At 53.5% G+C, this 24888-nt stretch carries 13 protein-coding genes; 7 read left to right on the forward strand and 6 right to left on the reverse strand.

Going from position 1 to position 24888, the window contains the following annotated elements; all coding sequences use genetic code 11:
* Positions 1-154: 154 nt before the first annotated feature.
* From MFFC18_RS03460 to MFFC18_RS03485, 6 genes are all read left to right on the forward strand, one after another.
* Positions 155-3589, forward strand: coding sequence for an AAA family ATPase (locus MFFC18_RS03460; protein ID WP_075085198.1), 3435 nt, complete (start codon positions 155-157; stop codon positions 3587-3589).
* A 10-nt stretch (positions 3590-3599) separates the two neighbouring features.
* Positions 3600-6995 (forward strand): AAA family ATPase, encoded by a 3396-nt coding sequence (locus MFFC18_RS03465; RefSeq protein ID WP_075085197.1) that lies wholly within the window; start codon positions 3600-3602, stop codon positions 6993-6995.
* Complete coding sequence (locus MFFC18_RS03470; protein ID WP_162273970.1) at positions 6995-9304, forward strand: AAA family ATPase; 2310 nt, start codon at positions 6995-6997, stop codon at positions 9302-9304. The genes MFFC18_RS03465 and MFFC18_RS03470 overlap by 1 nt, the downstream gene beginning before the upstream one ends.
* Positions 9305-9885: 581 nt before the next feature.
* Positions 9886-10368 (forward strand): thioredoxin family protein, encoded by a 483-nt coding sequence (locus tag MFFC18_RS03475; RefSeq protein ID WP_157665187.1) that lies wholly within the window; start codon positions 9886-9888, stop codon positions 10366-10368.
* Positions 10369-10498: 130 nt separating this feature from the next.
* Positions 10499-11182 carry a TIGR04283 family arsenosugar biosynthesis glycosyltransferase gene (locus MFFC18_RS03480; RefSeq protein ID WP_075085193.1) on the forward strand — a complete coding sequence of 228 codons (684 nt, stop codon included), beginning with the start codon at positions 10499-10501 and terminating at the stop codon, positions 11180-11182.
* A gap of 57 nt (positions 11183-11239) precedes the next feature.
* Entirely contained in the window at positions 11240-13699 is a 2460-nt protein-coding gene (locus tag MFFC18_RS03485; RefSeq protein WP_148618614.1) for a hypothetical protein, read from the forward strand.
* Positions 13700-13736: 37 nt separating this feature from the next.
* On the opposite strand, the gene MFFC18_RS03490 is transcribed toward MFFC18_RS03485, so the two are convergent.
* The 3 genes from MFFC18_RS03490 to MFFC18_RS03500 form a co-directional block, all read right to left on the reverse strand.
* Positions 13737-14513: a succinate dehydrogenase/fumarate reductase iron-sulfur subunit gene (locus tag MFFC18_RS03490; RefSeq protein WP_075085191.1), complete on the reverse strand. Its 777-nt coding sequence runs from the start codon at positions 14511-14513 to the stop codon at positions 13737-13739.
* Complete coding sequence (locus tag MFFC18_RS03495; protein WP_075085190.1) at positions 14510-16429, reverse strand: fumarate reductase/succinate dehydrogenase flavoprotein subunit; 1920 nt, start codon at positions 16427-16429, stop codon at positions 14510-14512. The genes MFFC18_RS03490 and MFFC18_RS03495 overlap by 4 nt, the downstream gene beginning before the upstream one ends.
* A gap of 76 nt (positions 16430-16505) precedes the next feature.
* A complete protein-coding gene (locus MFFC18_RS03500) occupies positions 16506-17243 on the reverse strand; it encodes a succinate dehydrogenase cytochrome b subunit (protein WP_075085333.1) in 738 nt (245 codons plus the stop codon).
* Between the two features lie 339 nt (positions 17244-17582).
* On the opposite strand from MFFC18_RS03500, the gene speA reads away from it, so the two are divergent.
* The gene (speA, locus tag MFFC18_RS03505; protein WP_202907555.1) at positions 17583-19562 is read left to right on the forward strand and encodes a biosynthetic arginine decarboxylase; all 1980 of its coding nucleotides are present in this window, start codon (positions 17583-17585) and stop codon (positions 19560-19562) included.
* 46 nt (positions 19563-19608) lie between these two features.
* Here speA and MFFC18_RS03510 read toward each other — a convergent pair whose 3' ends face one another.
* Genes MFFC18_RS03510 through MFFC18_RS03520 form a run of 3 tightly spaced genes read right to left on the reverse strand, consistent with a single transcriptional unit; the run spans position 19609 to position 24158 of the window.
* Complete coding sequence (locus tag MFFC18_RS03510; protein WP_075085189.1) at positions 19609-21261, reverse strand: hypothetical protein; 1653 nt, start codon at positions 21259-21261, stop codon at positions 19609-19611.
* Between the two features lie 51 nt (positions 21262-21312).
* On the reverse strand, positions 21313-21942 hold the full coding sequence (locus tag MFFC18_RS03515) for a hypothetical protein (protein ID WP_075085188.1): 630 nt from the start codon (positions 21940-21942) through the stop codon (positions 21313-21315).
* A complete protein-coding gene (locus MFFC18_RS03520) occupies positions 21942-24158 on the reverse strand; it encodes a serine/threonine-protein kinase (RefSeq protein ID WP_075085187.1) in 2217 nt (738 codons plus the stop codon). The genes MFFC18_RS03515 and MFFC18_RS03520 overlap by 1 nt, the downstream gene beginning before the upstream one ends.
* Between the last annotated feature and the right edge of the window lie 730 nt (positions 24159-24888).

A 24888-nucleotide genomic window follows, 5' to 3' on the forward strand; every position in this document is an offset into this window, starting at 1 on the left:
TTTGGAAGAGGAGGACGGCTTCGTCGAGCCGCAGGAGTCAGATTGTAATCAAATGGCAGTAAGCTGTCGTCACGAGTTTGAATATGCAAAAATAGGCTCTCCAGTAGAACTTCTGCGGCCCGAACCTTTCGCCCACCGAGTGCTCCTCTCCCGCATGCACAATTTCAAGCACAAAATTTTCAAAGTCTGCCAGGAACTCGGAGATGATTTCGTCTGTATGAGAGCCCTGCTCTACCCCGAGATCAATCGTCTGTCCGATCAATGCAAGTCTGCACAGTTCGACCGGCGGCTGATTGAGATCAGCGAAAATACCGAGATTGATTCGTTCTCCAAGCGAGTGTTGCCATCGGATCCCGTAACCGATTCGCTGTCGATTGAGCTGACGCCAACCAAAGATGTTGCCGCAAAACGTTGTTGGATCAAGCCAGCCAAATTCACGATGCACTACGTCGCCTGGCAGCATTCAAGCGAGCTGGTGCGAGCCTGGGTTCCGACGCTCGATCTAAGCATCGTCAAGCAAGGGAAGGTCGACGCCAAGTTCGTGGGCCAGATTCGCAGTGAGATTCGAAGTTGTCTGTTGCGAACGCAGCAGTTGGTCGAGCTTCGCAAGTTGGTCTACTTGCAAAACTCCGGGCCGTTTTCGATCGTCGAGTCGTCGTATGAAGTCTCCCTGCCGTCGGCGCGGGACGTTGCGAAAGAAGAACCGGCCGAAAACGAAAAGCGTGAACTGCCCGAGGTCGCCAGTCGACTTGATAAAGTCAATCGTGCCAGCCGAAAGTCAAAGAAAAGCAAACGCGGCGCTCAAACGATTCCAGCGTTTCATATCGACGATCAAATCCGGCAGTTGGCGGCTCGGCTGGCGGAGCCGGATCGGCAAAGCGTCCTTTTGGTTGGCCCGTCGGGCGTGGGCAAATCCAAAACCGTCCAGGCACTCGCGCGGCGGAAAAGGGGATTCGGTTTCGGGCCATTTGAGTTTTGGGAAACCAGCGGCTCGCGGATCGTCGCAGGAATGTCAGGTTTTGGTCAGTGGCAGGATCGTTGTCAAAAAATCACCGAAGAGCTGAAGCAGCGAGACGGGATTCTGCACGTCGGCAACCTGTTGGAGCTGTTGGAAACCGGCAAGTCATCGAATCAGGTGCAGAGCATCGCTTCGTGGATGCAAACGCAAGTCCAACGAGGCAATTTGCAGATCATCGCCGAATGCACGCCCGAGCAGTTGGTCATTGCTGAAACTCGCGATCCGCAATTGCTTGAGTCGTTGACCGTACTGCGAATCGATCGACCGGATTCGAATTTGCAAAAGAACATTTTTGGCTCGGTGCTCGATCATCTGTTGGAAAACTTGCCCGACAGCGATTCGTCTGACCCTGCCGTGACTGCCGATCCACAAGCCGTCGATTCGGTGTACTGGCTGCACCAGCGCTACGCAACTTATTCGGCCAATCCGGGCCGTCCCATTCAGTTTCTGCAGCGTTTGGTTGAAGACGCGTGGCACGAAGTCGAAAGTTCTGGTGATGCGAACCGAAAGGTGGTGCTTGATGCCGAGTTCGTGGCACGTGCATTTTCTGCGCGAACGGGTCTGCCTTTTTTTCTGCTCAGCCGCAACGAGCCGCTCGACCTGTCGGCGACTGAAGACTGGTTTCGCCAAAGAGTTCTCGGGCAACCCGTTCCGGTCCAAACCGTGACGAACCTGATCGCAACGATCAAGTCCGCGCTTTCTCCACCCGGCAAACCGATCGCGTCGCTGATGTTTATCGGACCCACCGGCGTCGGCAAAACCGAGATGGCAAAATCGTTGGCCGAGTTCATGTTTGGTTCGCAACAGCGATTGCTGCGATTCGACATGAGCGAGTTTTCTGATCCGGTCAGCGTCCAACGACTGATCGGAGGGACGGGAGAGAAAGAAGGCATCCTTACGGGCAAGGTCAAACAGCATCCGTTTTCAGTGGTGCTGTTCGACGAATTCGAAAAAGCTCACCCGGCGTTCTTCGATCTGCTTCTACAGGTGCTCGGAGAAGGCCGTCTGACCGATGGGCAGGGGCGCACGACAGACTTTTCGACGACGATCATTGTGATCACTTCGAATTTGGGAGCCGAACAATTCAAACCGGTTTCGTTCGGATTCGCGGGCGCGGAAAATGATGCAGACACCAAAGGTCAACGCTACGAAGATCACTTCGTAACCGAAGTTCGAAATAAACTTCGTCCGGAATTGTTCAACCGTCTTGATCGCATCGTTCCGTTCCGGCCGCTGCAAATGGAAACCGTTGAGCAAATCGTCGGCCGCGAAATTGAAAAACTGAAAAAGCGGGAAGGCATTTGGTATCGCCCAGTCACCTTGGACGTTCAGCCGGAAGTAATCCAGTGGCTCGCTCGCAGCTCGATGGATTTGCGTTATGGAGCTCGCCCGATTCAGCGGCTGATCCACGATCGACTCACTGTTCCGTTGTCGGAGAGTCTGGCCAACTTTACTCACGAGCAAAGCGTCGCTGTTGCGGTCACTTGCGATGAAACGGACTCTGCGAGAAAAATTCGCATCGAAGCCAAAGGAGTCGAAGAGGGAGCCGCAGAGATTCGCTCGTCGCGGTTGCTGATCGATGAAATTCAGCAGGTTCGCCGACGCGCACAGAAGCTTCGGGATGGGGATGTGATGGTCGGATTGCGAAACGAAATGTTCCGGCTGGTTCAGGCAAATCAACGCGATCACCGCAAGTTCAACAAACTGCTCAAAAAGAAACATCACGACGATTCATATCTGAACTCCTTGCAAGCGGCGATCCGCGAGCGAGAACCCGAGATCGAAAGTCATCGCTTTTATATCGACATGGCGGCATCGATCTTTGACCGCTGTAGTGATTTCGAAGAGCAAATGTTGCTGAAGTACTTTGCCAAACAGGACGTGGCGACCGGTCAGGCCAGGGCCGAAAAGAACGATCTTGATGCGGAAGTCAGCGAAGCCATCTTCAAGAACTTTCTGTTCCATTCCGGTGCCGCGAACCGGGCTTCGGTTTTCATCTGGAGTCGGCATGAAGACATTCGGCAACAAATGGTCCGTGCCTACATCGATTTTGCTACGTCGCGAAACCTGCGAGTCACCTGCTACGCCGTGCTGCGATATGACTCCTCAGTTGAGGCGTCCAGGAAACAGGGAACGCTCGGCGGTGTGCCGGATGAAGACGGCGACACCGAGATCGTGGCGGATCTCTATCGCCAGCCAACGAACAATCCTTTCAGCGTCAGCCACGCAGCACCGTTGGGGTACGCACTCGAATTTAACGGACCTGCAGCGTTTCCGATGTTTGGTCACGAAGCCTGCCGTCATCAGTTCCGCGAAGAAAAATTGAGAGACGCGCTCGTCGAAGTGACCGGCGAGAAAGTCACGCGACATCAATTGTCGGATTTGGTCACGACACTGGGACCGTTTGATGAACTTTCCATCAAGCAGCGTGTCTACGACTTCTCTCGCAAGGTCGCGGTCGACGCCGCGTTCGGTCATCTTCGCGACGTGGATTTCTCAAGCATCAGCAAACTCGTCGTTGGTTGTGTGGAGAAAGCCCTAGAAAAACACCTCGACAAGTTTATGGAGTAACTTCGAACCGTTGGATATTTCTCTGCCAGTTTACGTCAAAGTCATCAAAGGCTCTGTCGATCGCAAGACCGTGTACCGCACGCAGTTGCTGTTCTCGTCGGGACATCACTCCGAGAACATCGTGCTTCAGCGCGCGATCCAGCGGCTGACGCGAAATGTGCGCAATCGCTGCGACGAGTTCGGCAAAGGGTGGAATCAGAGAAAGCTCCTGCCGTTGACTTTCAATCCGGCTTCCCTGCAACACACAACGCTCAAATTCGACATTCAACTTCGAAAAACGCGGTACAGTTGCAAGTATTTCATGGTCTGGTTTCAGGCGATGGGCCGTTGCATCGCGTTCTGTCCGGAATTGCCAGGCGTGTGGTTTGAGTTTGAAAAAGGCGAGCTTCAGGCTCGGGCAGAGGAAGTTTATTTGGCTCTGTTTCGCAAACTTGAGAAGGACGACGGCGCAGATTTTGTTTCGCCGGACCGGTATTCAATCGATAGCAAATCCTGGCTGACGTCGATCGACGTGACACTGAATATCAATCAGGAGTCGCGCGACGAGATGGAGAAGAAAATGCTCTCCATGTGGACGCGCGAAACCGTCAGTGGAGATTCGGAACTGACGCGCGTGGGACGTTGCCTCGATTGGCTCTATCCAGACGATCTGGACCGGGCGTTTTTGCGCGACCGGGAAGCAGAAACGCTGCTTAGTTTGCTGGAGTTGCCAGACCGCCGGCCTGTGTTGCTGGTCGGCGATTCACTGGTTGGGAAAACAACGCTGATCCACGAAGTCGTCGCCCGCCGGGTGAAAGCTCGACAGGACAAGGCGCTTGAGAAGGGGCAGGAACAAAAAGCCAATGCCAATCGAAAGAACGTGTGGTTGCTCGCGCCACAGCGTTTGATATCGGGCATGTCTTACGTCGGCCAGTGGGAGCAGCGAGTTCATGCGATCCTGAAAACGGCGGCTGAGAAAAAGCACACGCTGTACTTTGACGATCTGATCGGACTGTTTCGGGCTGGGAAAAGTTCCAGTTCCAACCTCTGCGTCGCCGACCTGTTGCGGAAACCGCTACAGCAACGAAAAGTCAGGTTTTTGGCTGAATGCACAACCGGGCAGTACGAACAGTTGCTGAATCTCGATCGTAGCTTTGCGGACCTGTTCCACGTAATGCATCTCGACGAAATGGATGAAGATCAAACGCTTCGTGTCTGCATCAAAACCAGTCGAACGATCGAGCATCAACATCAAACAAACTTTGACCCTGACGCTTTGCCAACCGTGATCCAGCTTCAGCGTCAATACGGCGGCGCGCAGCGGTTCCCCGGAAAAGCCGTTCGTTTTCTAAAGCAGATTGGCATCAAGCTTGGCTATCGTCAAATTCGGCGCAACGAAGTGTTGCAGGAAATGGCGGCGACCAGTGGCATTCAGCTTCCGATGGTCGACGATCAGCAAACGCTGCTGAGGAAGGATGTTGTTGCAGACTTTGAAAACCAGATCGTCGGGCAGAAAAGCGCCGTCAACGCTTGCGTGGACTTGGTGATGACCGAGAAAGCTCGACTTTCGCCTCAAGGCAAGCCGATCATGACGCTCCTGTTCACAGGCCCGACTGGCGTTGGCAAAACGGAGACTGCAAAAGCGCTCGCGAACTATCTGTTTGGCGATGCAGAGAAGATGGTTCGCTTTGACCTCAATGAGTTCAAGACGGGTTATAGCGCCGCGCGTTTGGTTGGGACGTTTGACGAACCCGAAGGCTTGCTGACCAGTGCAATTCGGCATCGGCCCTACAGCGTCATTTTGTTTGACGAAATCGAGAAAGCTCATCCCGACGTGTTCGACGTGCTGCTGCAAGTGATCGGTGAGGGGCGGCTGACCGATGCGATTGGGCGGACGACAGATTTCGGCAACACGGTCATTGTGATGACCTCCAATCTGGGGGCTCGGCGTGCCAGCCAGACGGTGGGTTTCGTGCCAGGCGACGATCAACGGCACTATATCGCGGCCGCGGAAAAGTTCTTTCGGCCAGAATTCTTCAACCGGATCGACCGCGTCGTGCCGTTTCACCATCTCGACCGCGAGCAGATTGCCGAGATCGCGGAAGGGCTGATGAGGAAAGTTGTCTCTCGCGAGGGGCTGATGCGGCGGCGTTGTATCTTGAACGTTGGGCCGGCGTTGATTTCGGACATCGTCGATGTCGGATACGATCAGGCGATGGGCGCTCGCGGGCTCAAGAGAGCCATTGAGCAGCATTTTACGCATCCCGTGGCCGCGGAACTTTCATCCATTCGCAGCGAAACGCCGACGCTAATTACCGTCCGCAAGAAAGAACCCGCTGATACAGATGACGATCGGTCGAGCAAACTCAGTATCGACGTCTTGCCACTGGAGAACGTGGAGACGACCGAGCAGCCGGTCTACGATTCGCTTGAAGAACTTGGTGACATGGCAGAAGCGTTTCTTGATCGAATTCGAGAGAACGTATTGGCTCAGCGTCCCGACGGTGAAATCAGCGGTCGTGGTATGAGCCCCGAACTGCTTCGCTACTTCGCGCTTGTCGAGGAAGCCAATCAAATCGAGCAGAAAATCAATCAGCTGCGAGTTGTTTCGGAAGCAAAGTCCGATACGTCGATGCCAGCGATGCCGATCAGTCAGACTCGCCGCTCGGTCGCCGACCGCGAGAAGTACAGCATGCCTTCAAAAACGTTTTTGCAGGATGTGGCTTCGATCGGAGACATCCATCAGTTTCTCCAGGATGCGGGAGCCAAAGGCGCGATCACCGCAGAAACTTTGGCAGACCAATTGGTGCGAAGTTGTCGAGTTCTGGAGGCGATGGCTCAATCGAATGAATCCGAAGCAATTTTCTTTTTGAAGGACTCGTCAGCAAACGGCTTGGCTGAGGGGCTCGCGGACAGTAGCGTTGCTGCCAGTTCGCAACAGCGTCCGTACCTGCACGCATCCCATCACGAAGAAGCGGTCCGCAGAATGGGATTTGATTGGCGTGCGAAAGAGATGATGATTGGCGGCCAGGCGGTGAGGCTGTTGTACGTGTCGGGCAGTTGCGTAACGGCGATGCTGCGAAACGAAATTGGCTTTAGCCTGTGCTGCGACTCATGGGGGCGATTGACGCTGGACGAGACAGGAATCCTGACTTCTGAAGATCCTGACTTTCAAAAACTTAAGGCCGCGATCCTGTCCGAGGATGCGATTCGCGAACCTGTTTCCTGCCAGAGCATCGAAACTGTACGGCGTCATCAGGTGCTGCGATTTTGGGGCAACACGTCGATGGATTTTCGCACCGAGCAAACGATCGATGGCAAAGATCAAACTCAAAGGCTGCTGTCTCTGATCCAAAGCGGTTTGCCGCTGCCAAACGAATTTAGTGCTTCCAGTCAGTCAAAACAATCGCAACGGAAAGGGGAATGATGTCGTACAAAAAATTCCCAATCGTCTGGTGGAAAGACCGTCAGGGCACGTTTTACGCTCAGACAGTCAGCGGAGAATCGGTCTGCGCTGCGGATGATGACCTGAAGAAATGCGTTCGGCAAATCAAGTCGGCGATCCTTTGGCATTCCGAGAACACGTACGTTTCCGAAGCGGAATTTGAAGCTCCGAATCTTGAGTTGCTGAAGGTTGCCATTCGCACCTCAGAGACCTTTCGCGAACGCCGACATCTTTCCAGCGAGCAAACGTGGGTTTCGGTGCCCTGTGTTTGGGGAAAGCGGGACGATGGGTCCGTGGTCTGCAACGCCCCGACGATCGAACTCAAGTTTCAATGTGACTCAGAAGATAAATTCCGGGAGATCGCTCGCGAGGAAATTCAGTCGAGACTCAACGGATGCTCGCAAGCTCAGCTTGCTTCGATGTTGCCCGAAAACGGACTTATCGTGGACGTTGTGAATGTGAAACTGGGCGAGTCAAAAGACACGCAATGGTCTTTCGATTGCGAAAATCTCGAAACAGTGGCCAATCCGCTTACCGGACGCCACGCACAAAAACAGTTCAGTGCACCGATTAATCGGGATGAGGAAGTCGCCAGCTTGCACCGCCGACTGCGTCTCCAGCAAGGTAACCTGTTGATCGTTGGGCCGCGTGGAGTTGGGAAATCGACGATCGTCGCGGCTGCTGCACGCAAGTTTCAGGACACACGACGCAAGGCAGCCAAGGAATCGGCAGCGGAATCGGAAATTGATACCGCGAAGGCCCAGATGCCTTCGATGTGGATGTGCAGTGCTGATCGAATCGTCGCTGGCATGCGATATCTTGGCGAGTGGGAGCAACGTCTGGAGCGAGTCATCGAAGAGTTGGCTGAATTCCAGGGCATTCTTTGCTTCGAGCGGCTCGACGCGCTCTGTCGGCTTGGCGGCGAAGACGCGTCGGCCAGCATCGCATCGTTTCTGGCTCCGTTTATTCAGAATCGTGAACTGCGAGTGATCGTCGAAGCGACTCGCGAAGAACTTGATCAATGTCGGTTGCTTTTGCCAGGATTCGAGAATCTGTTTGAGGTGTTTGAAGTTGAACCAATGCCCGAAGAACAGGCGCGACAGCTGCTCGATGGGCTGGGAAAAGAATACACACGCAATCACAAAATTGAATTTGAACCAGAATCCGCGGTGCTTTGTCAGCGACTGTTCAAAAGATTCATGCCCTACGATACGTTTCCTGGAAAGTGCGTTGGCTTTTGGAAGGGATTGTTCGAAACGGCCAAACGGGACCGGGCTGCGAAGATTGGTCAGGATAACGTCGTTTCTGCTTTCATCGACCTGACCGGATTGCCTGAATCATTGATTCGAGACAAAGTCAGTTTGCCGACGAACGAGATTCGCGATTGGTTTGCCGAGCGAATTATCGGCCAACCAGATCCTTGCAATCGACTGACGGATGTCATCGCCACATTCAAGGCCGGTCTGAACGATCCCAATCGGCCAATCGGTATCATGTTGTTCTGCGGACCAACAGGTGTCGGGAAAACCGAAACGGTCAAGGCGCTGACGCGATACATGTTTGGCAACGCGACGACGACCAGCGAACATGAAAAACAAGCCGTCGTCCGTGATCGACTGGTGCGTTTGGACATGAGTGAGTTCGCTGGTATCGGTGCGGCGCAGCGTTTAACCATTCAGAGCAATGGCCAGCCCGGGGAGTTGGTCAAACGACTTCGCCAGCAGCCGTTTTCAATTGTGCTGTTGGACGAAATTGAAAAAGCATCATCCGACGTGTTCGACGTGCTGATGGGCGTGATGGATGAAGGTCGTCTGACCGACAAGTGGGGGCGAGTGACAGATTTTCGCAGCAGCATCATTATTATGACTTCGAATCTTGGTGTGCAATCGAGGGAGTCAGTTGGATTCAAGGCCGACACGGACTCTGGTTTCGAAGCCGGTGTGCGAAAGTTCTTTCGGCCAGAATTTTTTAATCGAATTGATCGCATCGTTTCATTTGCTCCGCTGTCGCGAGAGTCAGTGGCCAGAATCGCAGAGCTGGAACTCCAGGCGATGACACAGCGTGAAGGTTTCAGCAGTCGACGATTGAAGCTGAATTGGAACAACGAAGTGACATCGTTTCTGGCCAGCCAGAGCTACAGCAAAAAACTTGGGGCTCGGCCGCTGCAGCGTACGATCGAACAGCAAGTCAGTACTCGCATCGCCAGAATTCTCGCTGCCCAACCTGGACTTTCCGACTCAACTTTCGCGCTTTCAATTTCAGGTGGCGAGCTTTTGGTGGACGTTCGGTGAACTTCGCTTTGAGTTCACGAATCAAAGTTCTTCTGCGTGGCAATCGCCAGGCAACAGCCGGCCAGAAAGAAAGCCTCTCTGTTTACCGAAGAAGCCTCTCTGTCCAATAACTTTTCGGTCAGCGCAAAAAAGATGCGCAGGCAAATTCCACAAGTGAAATCTACCTACGCACCGGGATGGGGTTTCCATCTATTTTGACTGCCCAAACGACCGGTTTGGGGAGATTTTGCTCTGTCGCAAATTGATCGATAAATATTCGTACTCATCCACATAACGAAACGGGCTGTCAAAACGAATCAAAGATTCCGCAACAAATTCTGAAAACGCCATATTCATCAAAAATGGCCGGGTTTTTGGCTGAATTTTTCTTCGCCAATGTGTCTGAAATCTTTATTCGCACGACTCGGATCAAAGCGCAATCGTTGCAAGCAGCAAGCCTTTTCTGATGTGACTTATGCGGTTCAGTGCTCGAAATGAAACGAAAAACTGAATGCAGGAATCTGACAGCAACTTCGCCGATGGTAGCTATCAGGTGGCGAAACGGCGTTCGTCCAAGGAAGTACCGGATCAAGGATTGCGAAATGAAAACTCTGTTGGCCATAGGAATGGCTTTGGCGATGATGACGACGGTGGCACAGGCTCAGCAAACACAGCCTGCGGCCGAAAAATCGTCTTCTAAGGAGGCGATGACGTACTCCAAGGCGTACAAAAAGGCTCAAGCTGGCGACAAGCCATTGTTGGTGCTGGTGACCGCTGAGTGGTGCCCACCATGCCGACAAATGAAGGCAAACACGTTGCCGACTCTCTTTCAGCGTGACACGTTTCACAATTTTCACTTCGCGATGATGGACTATGACAAAGAGTCCAAATTGGCTGACAAGCTGATCGGCGATCGTGGTTTGCCGCAGTTGATCATGTTCGAAAAGAGCAACGGCAAATGGCTTCGCCGCTACCTTACGGGCAACAAAGGGCTTCATTCCATTGCGGGCGTTGAGTCGTTCGTCGCACAGGCTGGTACGTATCGTCTGGCCAGCAATGGTGAAGAAGCAACGAAGAAGAAGTAAGCTATATTTTTCCAGGTCGATTCCTGGCGTTTCGGCTTAATCCGGAACGGAAGCGAGAAGTTGACATCGCCATCGTCGCGATCCAAACTCGCTTGCGTTTCGGGTTATTTTTTGCGCGAGGGACGATCATTTGTCAGCCACTGTTTCGGTCATCATTCCGGTCCTCAATGAAGAGGCGATTATCGAAACGACGGTCGTCCGGGCCGGAGCAATTGCTGACGAAGTCATCGTCGTTGATGGCGGCAGCACGGACCGAACACTTGAACTTCTTCGTCCGCTCGATTGCACCACCATTTCAGGACCTCGAGGGCGCGGTCAACAGATCTACGCCGGATCGAAAATAGCCAAAGGCGCGATCCTGCTCTTTCTGCATGCCGATACATGGTTGCCAGTTCAAGCCAAAAGCCAAATCCTTGACTGTTGGGACGCAACCTCGTCGTCCGAAAAGCCATACTTTTGTGGCTGCTTCGAGCAGCGAATCGAAGACGCGAGATTGATCTACCGCTGGCTGGAGAAAGGAAACCTCTGGCGCGCCAGGTATCAACGACTTCCCTACGGTGATCAGGGAGTCTTCGTCAGTCGCGAACTTTACGATGCCGTTGAAGGCATGCCCCAGATTCCTCTGATGGAGGACTTTGAGTTTGCGCGGCTGATTTCGAAACGCGGCAAGATGAAAATCTTGCCAGGGCCAATTCATGTCAGCGCCCGTCGCTGGGAAAAAGTTGGGCCGATTCGCCAGACGATTCGAAACTGGACATTGGCCCTGCGGTATCGCCTGGGAGCAAAACCGGAAAGCCTTCTGTCGAAATATTGATCCTCAACGGCGAGCGGAATGCTGGTTTGCGGCAACGTCACGTGCGACAATGAGCCCATGATCAAGCTGATAAAACGCGTTTTCGTTCCCAGTCGTTTCGATGCCTGCTGCATGGTCGTCGCGTTGCATTGGTTGACTGCAATTTTGAGCGTCACGGTGCTCCCTGCGCTCCCGACCATCGGAGCGGCAGGATTTTCAGGTCCGGTAATTCTCTTCGCCGGATCCACCTTGCTTGCCATTGCGGCAACGGTGGTCTGGAAAGCAAACTCTCGACGTCGCACGTGGCTGTTGCTTGTTTCCGCTATCGCCAGCACCTGTTTCGTGATTGCCTGGTTTTTCTTCAATGAGGAATATGCGAGAGAGCTGGCCTATCGACCAAACGTCGCGGCTATGAACCAGGCTCCTGCGTTCACTTTCAGTGGCTTCATGGCAAACGCAGCTCAGTCGCTCGGCATGGCATGGGCGTGCGCAATTGGCGCCTTTGTCCTGACGTGGTGCGCTCGGTTCTTGGGAAAATCTGTGCTTCGCCCATTCCGTTGGTTTAAAACCAAATTTCAAAGTGACCGAACGAGGTTGCTGGTTGGAGTTGCTGGCGTCATGTTTGTGCTGGCAGTCTTGAGCCGACTGATACAACTGACGGAAAGTGGGGGACGCCGCGATACGAGTTTTATGGCTGTCGAAGTTGCGTTTCAGTTGCTGGTGATTGGCATCGTCGGGACGATTGCAATCGTCTGGTTCCCGCGAAGTTTTGTGCTCAGTGGCAAACCGATTCAGAAAGCCTTTTCGATACTTGTGATTCTCGGCATGGCGATGCCCGGGATCGCCAATTTGATCAGCGGAGTGTTCGTCTTCGATGGGGCGATTTTTGTTTTGGCCGGATTGGTGTATGTGCTTTCAGTGATTGGGGTTGGCGGATGCGGGCCTGCGAACGATTCGGAGGCTGCTTCTCGTGCCACGCCAGGTCTTGCAGGTTCCTGGCCGTCTGCCTGGTCTTTCGTGCCGCTCATTCTGTTGATTGCTGCTATCGCAGTTCCGACAGTCCTCGACCTACAGGTTATCTCTGGTACCAATCGCAAGCTTTCGGTTGCGGAACTGTTTCAGAGGGCGAGGGAGTCTGCGATCGTTAAATGGGAATCGGCGGGGCGGGTCCAGCTTCGAACGGAACAATCCTACAATCTGGAATTGTGGCAAGTCCAGTTTGATGATTCGGCGCCGCGGGATCTGCTCAATGTGGTGCAGAAAATTTCCTCATCCCGAAGCGTCGAGCTATGCGATTTGACGCCTGAGTTCGATATTTCTGTGCTCAACGGCAGCGGAATCGGGGTGGCGCTTAAAGATTGCGAAGTTTCGAACGCTCAACTCACCGATATTCTGTCTTCAAGTTCCTGGCTGTCGATAGAGGGCCGCTTCGAAATTGTTGACGACGGAACTGAAGTCGACGCAGGAGTGATCAATTCGGTCAATTTTCAAAATGTTGAGCCGGGCGCGATTCGAACTTTCTTCGCCGCAGCGAAATGTGAGCAGCAGATGACGTACATGATCATTCATTCGCCTGCGACCAACGAGGACTGGTCAACCATCGAAGAGGTCGGGCAAACCGGCTATGTGTTTTTGTGTGGCGGCTGGGCAGAAGACTTTGAAATGCCGGAAGTGACCCGTTCGTTGAACCGAATCACATTTCAGAAAATCGTAAACAATACGGGGCAACCGAAACCGGTCGACAAACGTCTGATTCTGGAAACGGATTTGAGGCTTGGGCTCAGGATGCCTGCGAATTCCAGCAAGCTCGCGTGGAAGCTGCTGATGCTGCGTGGCGATTCAAGTGGCTTTGATTTTCAGTATGCGTTCGCGGAATCTGGCAAGTCGCTGAGCGAGTACGCAAAAGACATTGGAATGGCTTGGCAGGAGAACGAAGATCAGTCGGTTCGCTCATTATTCTTCCCCTGGGGGAGCAGCGTGATTGAGACGGCATCGATGCCTGAACTGAGATCTCTAAGTTTCGATGCCGATTGGGTCGGGGCCATGTCGCCGTTCGGGTTTCGCGGCGATCCGGTGGATGTCTCGCACCTGGAGCCTTTGAGTTCGCTGGAAGAGCTTTACTTTGAAGCCAGTTTTGTGCCGTTGAATCTGGCATTTCTGGAAAAGCTCACATCGCTGAAGCATCTTCAGATTTCGTCGGTCGTGAGAAAAGTCACTGGTCCGATCGGCTTCGACGCTTGTCCGTCGTTGGAGTCGCTTACGTTTCTGGGTACGCCGGACAACAAGTCGTACCATGAAATTTCGCGGCTGAAGAATCTCGAGCGTTTGGTGATCGTCAATGTTGAGGACGATGAAAAGCTGACACCGGAGTATCAGGACAAGCTGCAACAGAAGCTGTCAGGTGTAGAAGTGCAGATCATTCCAGCTTCTGAGAAAGCCTCTCTGATCCCGAACGCTTTCCAGGAACACCGGGAAAGCGTGCGAAAAAAGCTGCTTTACGATACGACGTGGCTGGACGAAATAAAGGGCGTGAAATAGAAGCTAAACAACTCGTGCAATTCCGCCTTCAATCAAGCTACTGAGCTTTCATCTTGCCGCGTCGATCGACAGGCTCGACAAGCGACGCTTTCAGGAAATCGCTGTTCATGCGACCGATGAACGCGATGCTGATTCCTTTCGGGCACTGAGCCTCACATTCCGCATAGTTGCGGCATGAGCCAAAGCCCTCTTCTTCCATTTGCGTGGTCATGTCCTGCACGCGATCGTAACGCTCGGTCTGACCTTGTGGCAACATTCCCAGATGCGAAACCTTTGCCGCGGTGAAAAGCATCGCCGAACCATTCGGGCACGCCGCAACACAAGCGCCGCAACCAATGCAGCTGGCCGCATCGAGTGCCGTTTCAGCAACGCCCGGATCGATCGGAATCGAGTTCGGCTCGGGCTTGGGCCCGGAGTGGTTACTGATGAAGCCGCCGGACTGGATGATTCGATCAAAAGCACTACGATCGACCATCAAGTCGCGAATGATCGGGAAAGCACCGCTGCGAAATGGCTCGACGTAAATCTCTGCACCGTCGCTGAAGTGACGCATGTAGAGCTGGCAAGTTGTTGTTTCGCGTTTCGGGCCGTGGGCCTCTCCGTTGATCACCATCGAACAGGCGCCACAGACTCCTTCGCGGCAATCGTGATCGAACGCAACGCCTTCCTTGCCCTCTTCGATCAACTGCTCGTTGAGCATGTCCATCATTTCCAGGAACGACATGTCCGGATTGACTCCGTCGAGCGAATAAGTCTCCATCGCGCCCTTGGATTCAGGATTAAGTTGGCGCCAAACGTGTAGTTTAATTTTCATGACTTGTAGTTCCTCGTCATCAATGGCAAGGCTTCGAAATTCAGCGGTTCCTTGTTCAGTTCCGGCTCTTCGCCTTCACCCTTGTATTCAAACACGGCCGTGTAAGCAAAATCTTCGTCGTTTCGCTTGGCCTCGCCTTCCGGCGTCTGATGTTCCTCTCGAAGGTGACAGCCGCAAGATTCGTCACGCAGCAACGCATCGCGGCACATCAACTCGCCAAAGTCCAGAAAGTCGGCGACGCGTCCGGCATGTTCCATCGACTGGTTCATCGATTCGTTGACCCCCAGAATGCTGGCGTTGTTCCAGAATTCTTCGCGAAGCTCCGGGATCTTCTTCAGTCCCTCTTTCAGCGACGCCTCGGTACGTTGGATGCCGCAGTGCTCCCACATGATTTTTCCCAATTCGCGATGAATCGAATTCGTGGAACGCTTGCCTTTGATCGAAAGCATCTTGTTGGCGTGATCGCGGACTTCAGCTTCAACCTTCGCGAAATGCTCGTCGTCGGTCGTCAGGTTGTCTTTCTCCAGGCCGCTCAGGTAGTTGCCGATCGTGACCGGGATAATGAAGTAACCGTCTGCCAGGCACTGCATTAACGAACTCGCACCCAAGCGGTTGGCGCCGTGGTCCGCGAAATTGGCTTCTCCGACAGCGAACATTCCCGGGATCGTCGTCATCAGGTTATAGTCCACCCACAGCCCGCCCATCGTGTAGTGAACGGCGGGGAAAATCCGCATCGGTGTTTTTGTCGGATCGTCGTCCGTGATCCGTTCGTACATTTCGAACAGGTTCGCGTACTTTGACTTGACCGCGTCGACGCCTTTTTGCTCAATCGCTGCCGCGAAGTCCAGGTAGACTCCGTAGCCCGTTGGACCCACGCCCAGACCCTGATCACAAACGTCTTTCGCGTTGCGGGCTGCCACATCGCGAGGCACAAGGTTTCCGTAACGCGGATAGCGCTCTTCCAGATAGTAGTAGCGATCCGCTTCCGGAATATCCGACGGTTTGCGCTTCTCGTCTTTGTTTCGCGGCACCCAAATTCGACCATCGTTCCGCAACGACTCGCTCATCAAAGTCAGCTTTGACTGATAGTCGCCCGACGCCGGAATCGAAGTCGGATGAATTTGCGTGAAGCACGGATTCGCGAAACCCGCTCCGCGGCGGTAGGCTCGCATTAATGCCGAAACATTGCAGTTTTTCGCGTTAGTCGACAGATAATATACGTTTCCGTATCCTCCAGTTGCCAGAACAACTGCGTCCGCGACGTGCCGTTTAATTTCGCCTGTCACCAAGTCACGCGAAATCACACCACGGACCTTACCGTCGATGATCACATAGTCGAGAACTTCGGTACGAGTTTGCATGTTCACGGTTTTGGCCGCGATCTGCTCCTCGAGGGCCTGATATGCACCGAGCAGCAATTGCTGACCCGTTTCGCCGCGGCAGTAAAAAGTCCGCTCAACAAGCACGCCACCGAACGATCGATTGGCAAGCTTTCCGCCGTATTCACGAGCAAATGGAACTCCCTGCGAAACCGCCTGGTCGATGATCGCCGTACTCAGTTCCGCAAGGCGATAGACGTTTTCTTCCCGGGCACGAAAGTCACCGCCCTTTTGTGTGTCGACAAACAGTCGCCAAGTCGAATCGCCATCGTTGCGGTAATTCTTCGAAGCGTTGATGCCACCTTGAGCCGCGATGCTGTGGGCACGGCGTGGCGAATCCTGAAAGCAAAAGCATTCGACTTGATAGCCCATCGCTCCGATCGAGGCAGCCGCCGAGGCGCCGGAAAGCCCCGAGCCGATGACGAGCACTTTGTACTTCGAGCGATTCTTCGGGCCGACCAAACGTAGCTGGTCCTTGTGGTTGGTCCAGGCGTCTTCGATCGGGCCTTGGGGAAGTTTTGCATCAAGCGTGAGCATGACAGGTCTTCAGTAAGTTAGGAATTGATTTGACGGTCTTGTAAACTTTGGGAGGTCGAGACTCCCGTTGATTCGTTTAGTGTTTCGTAAGCAGTTCGTGCGAGTACTCGACAGCCTCCGGCATTTGCCCGGACATGAACGAGACTGGAATCAGGATGAACGTGGCTGATACGCCGATCGCAAAAATGATTGCGAACGCTCGCAAGAACCGGTTGCGATCCGGATTGTCCCAACCCAGCGTTTGAAACAGGCTCCACACGCCGTGGTACAGGTGGAATCCGATCACGACCATCATCACGATATAGGCCAGCGACACCCACCAGATACTGAACGAGTTCATCATGTTCTCGTAGACGTATCCGTGCTCGTGTGCTCCCAACAACGGCAAACTGCCAGTCGTGAAGTGCAGAATGTGCAGCACAATAAAGGCGAGGATCAGCGTTCCGGTCACCATCATGTAAAGCGCCGCTGGCGATGCCGCAGCACGCTTCTTCACCACATAGTCGACCGGGCGGGCTTTTTTGTTTTGGTCGCTCAGCAAAATCACGGTGACGATGTGCAGAACCACCGCGCCGAGCAAAAACAGCCTTGCGCCCCACAGCGCCAACATTGGCGGGAGTGCCGGAGCGCCGAAATCTTTCAGGAACTGACCGTACTCATCAATGTGCGGCACGCCATCGGCGTTCATTCCGGTGAAGATTTTCATGTGGCCGCCAGCGTGACCGACGAGGAATCCGAACATGATCAGGCCGGTGATCGCGGCGATAAATTTCTTCCCGATCGAGCTGGCGAAGAGGAGTTTCAGTCGTTTCATGGTTGATTCGACCACCCGTTCGGAGGTCGGGACATCTGAATTGAAGGGCTTAATCGCGTGAGTCTTCAGTTTCGCGGATACTGTCGATATCGGCTAGGGGCGTCACTCATATGAACCGCAATTGATTCAGGATATTATCAGCGGATATAACAAATCCAACTGTGACGTTTTGGCCCAGTCATGCGGCACAAAAACAATTCGCTTTAATCGCTTCAAACGCACGCTCCGCTCCCGCGAGGGTTTGCGGATGACGATCGCGATCGGACACCCCGATCGCTTCACATATCCCGGACCCTTGGCGATCGGTCCATCGAGCCCATTTATTACGAGACTATTTGATTGATAAACCAGGCATCTGAATCACGTTCGCAGTCGACAGAATCGCTTTCCGCAAAAAGTCGATCTGAATCCGCCAGTTCATGGACCCTGGAGCGTTCCCGTCAGCTTTACGGCGTGAAACGTTGGGGGTTGGACTATTTCGGGGTCGGAGCCGACGGATTCGTTTCGGTGACGGTGCCAACGTCTTCCGGTCAGAAAACGGTCTCGATGCAGGACGTGATCGCCGGGCTTGCCGATCGCGAGCTGTCGATGCCGGTCATGTTGCGGATCGAAAATCTGATTAGCGATCGGGTCGTGAAGCTCAACGAAGGCTTCCGTGACGCGATCTCGACTTCCGGATACAACGGAGTCTACAAGTCTGTTTTCCCTATCAAAGTGAATCAGCAAAAACACGTTGTCGATTCGATCGCGGCCGCTGGCGATCCGTTTCAACATGGATTCGAAGCCGGCAGCAAGCCCGAGTTGATGGTGGCGCTGGCGACAACGCCGTCACCCGAGAGCCTGATCGTTTGCAATGGCTATAAAGATGAGGAGTTTCTGGACCTTGGTTTGCAGGCCAGACGTTTGGGCTACCAGATCTTTTTCGTCATCGAGTCGCTGGCAGAATTGGCGCTGATTATACGCAAAGCCAAAAAGTGGAATGTCGAGCCGTTGGTTGGTTGTCGCATCAAGCTTTCGACGAAAGTCGACGGGCACTGGGCGGACGACAGCGGTGACCGAAGTCTGTTTGGTCTGACTGCCCGAGAGACGATCGCGGCGGTCGACATGCTGAAGCAGGCCGACATGCTGAAATGTTTGCAGATGTTGCACTTTCATCTCGGCAGCCAGCTAACAAATATCCGCAACGTGCGAGATGGAGTTCGAGAAGCATGTCGCTACTACATCGGTTTGGTCGACGTTGGGGCGCCGATGGGCTATCTCGATCTCGGCGGCGGCCTGGCGGTGGATTATGACGGAACGTTCAGCACCCAGCCGTACAGTCGCAACTATGATCTGAATGAGTATTGCGTTGATGTGGTTGAATCCGTGATGAACTCAATGGATCAACACCAGATCCCGCATCCGGTCTTGGTCAGCGAGTCGGGACGTTGGACGGTGGCGCCGACCTCGGTGCTGTTGTTCAATGTGCTTTCGGTGACCGATTTCGAACCGATGCCGATCGAGTCCGAAGCCGATCAGGAGTTTTGTCAGCCAATCGGAGATCTGTTTGACGCAATGGAGAACTTGCATGTTCGACGTGTGCAAGAGAACTTCAATGACGCAAACTACTATCGCGATCAGCTTCGCGAGCTGTTTCGTAGTGGCCGAATTCAGTTGCGAGAGTTGGCTTTTGGCGAAAACCTTTATCTTTCGATTCTGAATCGAATCGCGTTCGAGATTTTGCCGCAGTTGAGCCGAGTGCCTGCAGAGTTGACTTCGCTGCACGATCAACTGGCTGATATTTACTACGGGAACTTCAGCGTATTTCAGTCTTTGCCGGACGCGTGGGCGATTGAGCAGATCTTTCCGACGATGCCAATCCATCGACTTGATGAGGAACCGACGCGTACTGCGATCATTGCCGATCTGACCTGTGACTGCGACGGTAAACTGGACCGGTTCACGGACGAAGTTGGCGAACCGAGTCGAACATTGAAGTTGCATCCGCTCAAGAACGATCAGCCGTATTACCTAGGCGTTTTTCTGGTCGGCGCGTATCAGGAAACGCTTGGAGATTTGCACAACCTTTTTGGCGATACCAATGTCGCCAGCATTTCCATTGACGACGATGGCAAAGTTCAATTCGTCGAAGAAATCCACGGCGACAGTATTTCGAACGTGCTCAGTTACGTCGAATACCAGCCGCAAGAGTTGATCCAGCGATTCCGGTCGCGAGCCGAAGCAGCGTTTTCGCAAGGTTCAATTTCCGCGACGGAACGCCAGGAAATGTTGCGGCTGTATCGCGAGAGCATGCAGGGCTATACGTACTTTGAAGTCTGATCCTCCTGTCAGCCGCGAGAGTATGCGGTGCCTGATCGATTGCTCGCTAACGTTCGAACTCAACCGCGTATTCAAGATCCTTCTTGCTGTTGCCGGGACCGGGTGACGAGATGATCGTTTCGACTTTGGAGTTGGACATCTTCAGTGGCTTGTCAGTGTACGGATCCAGCGGAACAGCTCCCGCGTCGGCGAATTCAAAGGCTTCTTCGAGCGTCGTTGGAGCTTTTCCGTCGTGGTTCATTCGCCACTTTTTCACCACCGCGATGCACAGCCCTGCACGACGATAGAATCGCATTTTGATTTCGTTGTCCGTAAGTCGGCTCGTGCCACTGAAGGCGAGGATGGGCGATTTCGTCCAGACTGGATTGAAAGACCAAACCACGTTCAGTTTTTCGATGTCTTCGGCGCGTTCCGCAGCGGGTTTTTCGCAAGCAGCCACGATGTCGCGATAGCGATGCTGTTGTACCTCGATTTCTCTGGCAAAGTCAGCTCTCGACATCTTGTCGACAATCGCCACAAAGGTTCGGTCGGTGTCGGATCCCATGGATAGATTTTGTTTCGCGTTGGCGGTCCGCTGCAATGTCTCCTCCAAAAAGCGTTTTTGCTCGTCCGTGAACTGTGCAAGCTTGGTGTACTCAGGCTTCAGAAGTTCCTCCATCCGTTCAGCGATGTCGCGAGGATGGCTGCTGGTATCCCCGAACGCCTTTCTAATGAGCGCAGAGATGAGACTGTCCAAGGTTCGGCCACGTATGTCAACGTTGCCGTAAGCGTAGTTCTTGTCGCGCAGGGCGATCAGGGCAGCAACCGATCTGATGAACATGTGCTTGGCTTCTTCGACGAGTTCGTCCGTCTCATTCGTTTCCGCAAGATGTTGCTTCAAAAATTCAATGCATCCGTCGACGTCTGCCTCGTCCTGCGGTTGTGAAAGCCCGGCCTGCAGAAGGTTGTTGAGCGCGAAGATTTCTGTTGATTCGATGTTGACATTGCGAAGCGGTGCGAGATCGCGTGCGAGCGCAAGATGGATTTTGCAAAGTCGAAGATATGAGAGTCCTTCGAGCGGTTCAACGGCATAAATCACCTGCGTCAGAGAATGCAGGTCGGGATTCAAGTGTTGAGGGCTAGTGAACGGACTGGCAAAATCCTGGAGAAAGAAGCACGCTTTGCGCTGTTCCTGGGCGGTCTCCAGGTCGTCGTAGATCCACTCGAGATCCCTGATCACACGGATTAGCCGTACTTTGTACCGGTCGTCAATCTCGTATCGGTTTCGTCGTGTTGACCAGCGTTTGCTCTTTCTTATGAACTGGTCAATCTTTTTAAAATTCTGGGCGGTCTTCTTTCTTTTTCTTTCGAGCGAAGAGTTTTTCAAAAACTGTTGGGCGCCAATGGGTTCAGCAAACCAGTGGTTTGGATCCGACGGCCCGACCGAATGGTGGGCGATCATAAAAAACGTGCGCAAGTAAAGCTGCTCGCGGTTGTCACGATCTTTGATCGCGTACAAAGCGTCAGTGTCAAAAGGAGTCGATTGCCTTAATTCGTCGCTTAGCTCCAGCCACGTTCCCTGGTATCGCATCGCCGGCCAGGCGAATTCGGTCTTCTTTCGCTGAGCTATTGCGGCGTCCGGAAACTGAAGGATCAACGAGGGAGTCAGAATTCCAAAAACAAGAAGTTGGGTCAGCAGTCTCAAATGAAGTTGGCGCATGATCTACAAAATGTGAAACAGTTAAAGTATCAAGTTTCACCATCCCGCGACTCACAATAACATCCTGTAAACCAGATAGCAAATCAGGACCAACAAGCCCACCGATGCTCCGGCAATCCACCGCAAGCGACTAATGTAAAACCCGCGAGTCAGTCGGCTTGAGTGCAGATAGCCATACAGAATTCCACACATTCCCAAGACAAACAGCGTCGCGATCAAGGTGCCACGGAGCCGTTTTCTCAAACGAAGCTCGGTCAACTGTTGCTTGATCCGGTCGAGGAACTGGTCATGAATTTTGACGCGAACGTAGCCGCGATAAAAATCGTCGTAGTCGGCTTCCAGTCGTTTCGCGGTCTCGGCATCGTATTCCCGTCGGAACTTGTGGATGATCTCCTGGTTCTCGTGAATGAGATCGCGAATTTCTTCGTGAGGCATTGCTTCGATGATCGAACGACAGTCGCTGCCGAAATTGTCGGCGGCCCAATTCGACACAACGGACTTGACCGCAGGCATCAGGTTTTCAGTGGCCGCAAAGTGAGTCGAAAACTCCTTCGTTTCGACGACAAATAGGCGAGGCTCCTCTGGTGCAGAGGTCCACGACGGAAGCTCTTTTTCCTCAAGCGTCGCGGTCAGCGAAATCGAACAGCACAGAAAGCCCAGGATCAGTTTCGCAGCGAGCATCAGCCAACCTTCAGCTTCTTCGCACCAAGGCAAACAAGTTCGCGCTGCGACTGGTTCAACCAAGGCGCCGCCAGTTGAACTGAAACAGAAACCACGCCCGCCAGAATGCAGGCGTTGATCAACGGAAGGCTCAACAGTTGAGACAGTGCTGCTGCGCATACGAGGCCAATGCCAACTTCCCACAACTTCAGTCGCGATTCGCGAATCGGATCAGTGATTCGCCACCACGGCAGCGATCCGAACAGGGCAAGAAAAAAGATCAGCCATGCGGGAATGACTGGCAGAGGTAGCCCAAACGCGAGCGTTGTGTCCGGACGATTGAAGTTTGCAAACGTCAGGTCAACATGGAAGATGTTGGCCGCGATAATCGAAGTTAAACCTGTCAGCAATCCAATGCCCAGCATCACCAACCGCCGTTGGGTTTGGTCAATCTCGATCTGCGTTTCCCAGTATTTGGTGGCGCACAGGATGCTCGTCGACGCCGTGGCACAGGTAATGGCCATCCACGTATAGAAAGCCCATCCTTCAACGTTGGCTGTGTCCAAAGATTGCCAAACCGCCAGGCCGAACAGGCTGACGACGACGCAGGAGAGAGTGCCAACGAGTACTGAACCCAGCCATTCGGTGAATCGGTCAGTTACAGGTAGTTGCTCAATCCAGTTTCGAATTGCGGCCGGATGAATGCCGGTCTTTCGAACTCGTTTTTCCTGTCGCTCAATTTCCGATTTTCCGGCCCACGTTCGCATCAACATCCATGAAACCCACGCGAGTGCGAACACGACTACCAGCCACGGCAACCAGTGTGGCCATGAAACGATCATCCATGCGGCGATCGCCAGCAAGCCAATCCGAATGGGCGTCGCAAATACGTGGCTGGAAAATCGATCGTTCATGGTGTGGCATTTTCGAGCCACTTTCTTCGCCAAAATTCGTTTTCGCTGCGACAGCCGAAGCAGCTTTCCTTTGGGTTTGGCTTCGTGGACAATCGGCGAGGCACCAGAGAGCATTTCATCGAGGGCCGATACGACTTCTTCGGACCCCATCAACGCAACCGGCTCCATGCCCACGACAGTCGTCCGTCGTGCCAGCTTCTTCTTTCCCGCCGGCGGATCCAGAGCTGCGGCCATGCCGTCGTCTGGCTGCGAATCGCGCGGAGGCGTCGTCTTTCGGAGCTGGCGAAGTTTGTCCTTGTCACGCATCACCACTTCTTCCGTCGGTGCGTAGTCCGACAGCGCGCCAAAAACGATTTCTGGAGTGTGAGCAACTTCGTTTTGGTTGCTGATCAAAATTGGTTCGATCCGCGCTCCCTGCTGCGGAGACACCGCGTCGGAAGCGGATGGCGACTTGGAAGTCGCCACATTTTCCGGTCGAGGAAATACGCCAACTGAATGCAAGGAAAGAATCTTGGCGTCCTTGCCCTGAAATTCAGGCCACGGCATTGCGGCCATTAGTTCCGCCACGTTTGAGAAACGGGTTTCCGGTTTCTTTGTCAGACAACCTTCGAGAACATCGCGATAGATCGCCGGGCATTGGTCGAAATGGACTTCTTCCAACAAGTGCTTGTACATGATCTCCTGCGAAGTTTCACCGTTGAACGGTACGTCGCCAGTGAGCAGTTCGTACAGGATGATTCCGAGAGCATAGATGTCGATCTCTTTGCCGTAGATACCCTTCGAGATCTCGGGTGCCATATAGTGCACCGTCCCGACCGTTCCGGTTTGGCCAGACTGACGATTGCAGGAGATGAACTTTGACAGTCCGTAGTCGCCGATTTTGATCACGTGAGCATCGTCGTCACGAAACACGTTGGCGGGTTTGAGGTCGCGATGCACGATTCCGCGATGGTGCAGATAGGCGACTCCGGATGCGATTGAAGTAAACCACAGTTTCATCATCGATTCGGGGATGCCGCGCGGATGGTCGTCCAGGATGTCTCGCAGGCTTGGGCCGGGAACGTATTCCATCACCACCCAGCTTTCTTTCGAGTTGCTGGTCTGGATGTCCCAGAGAGCGATTAAATTCACGTGGCGAATGTTCAAACACTGTCGCACGCCGCGAAGTTCAATGTCGAGGTTCCTCTGGATTTTCTTGAGGGCGACTTCTTTCCCTGCGTCGTTGAGCGCAAAGTACACCTCGCCGAAACCGCCGATACCGATTCCGCGTTTAATGGTGTATCCCTGGAGCGGTTTCGCTCCGCTAGGGTAAGAAAACTTCATTCAGGTTTGGATCACGAAAAAGAGGGGAGCCGGGCGCCTCCATTGTAGCCTGCTTTCGAAACCACGGGAGAGTTAGAAGGCCCGTGAGCCGTCAACGTTCACGAGAATCGTTTCGTCTTGTGTCAGGCAGAGGGCAAATGGCCTCAGAAACCGATCAGCGTCGGGAAGCTTGCCTTAAAAGAATGGCAAGCCAATTCGGTGACGGTTCCCTGCCGCTGTGGCAAGTCGATTGGGTGTTCCAATGGAGTTCCGGTTTCCGAATGGCTGCCAAAATATCTTGTTGAGGGTCGCACGCCATCCAAGTAATTGGGTTCGTCCTGTTGCGATTGTTGTCGCGGCCAATCAGCAGCGACGGATGGCGTTGGGTTAATCCCCCTTGGGTTAATCCCCCTTGGGTTAATCCCCCATAACTAGGAATCGTGAAATTTGCGGCTCGATGACACTGTATCGCAGCAACAAAGCATTGAGCCGACTGTAACGAAAATTGGCTTTCGGGATGTCGCAGCCGCTAGCGATCAATTTCGGGTGCTGTGGCTGAGAAACCGATGTCATTGTGGGGCTCACCCTCGTAGTAAGCCTGCAGGGCAATGCGTTCGCCGGTTCCATGAGTCAAAATTGTCTTTGCTGAATCATGCTTGCCCAGAATGCGATGTGAGTTGGCAATGTTTGACGATCAGCGAAAAAGTTCTGTTTGGTTGAAGACTCTTCTTTGTGACGGTTGTGTGCCTTG

The sequence above is a fragment of the Mariniblastus fucicola genome (assembly GCF_008087665.1).
Lineage (GTDB): Bacteria > Planctomycetota > Planctomycetia > Pirellulales > Pirellulaceae > Mariniblastus > Mariniblastus fucicola.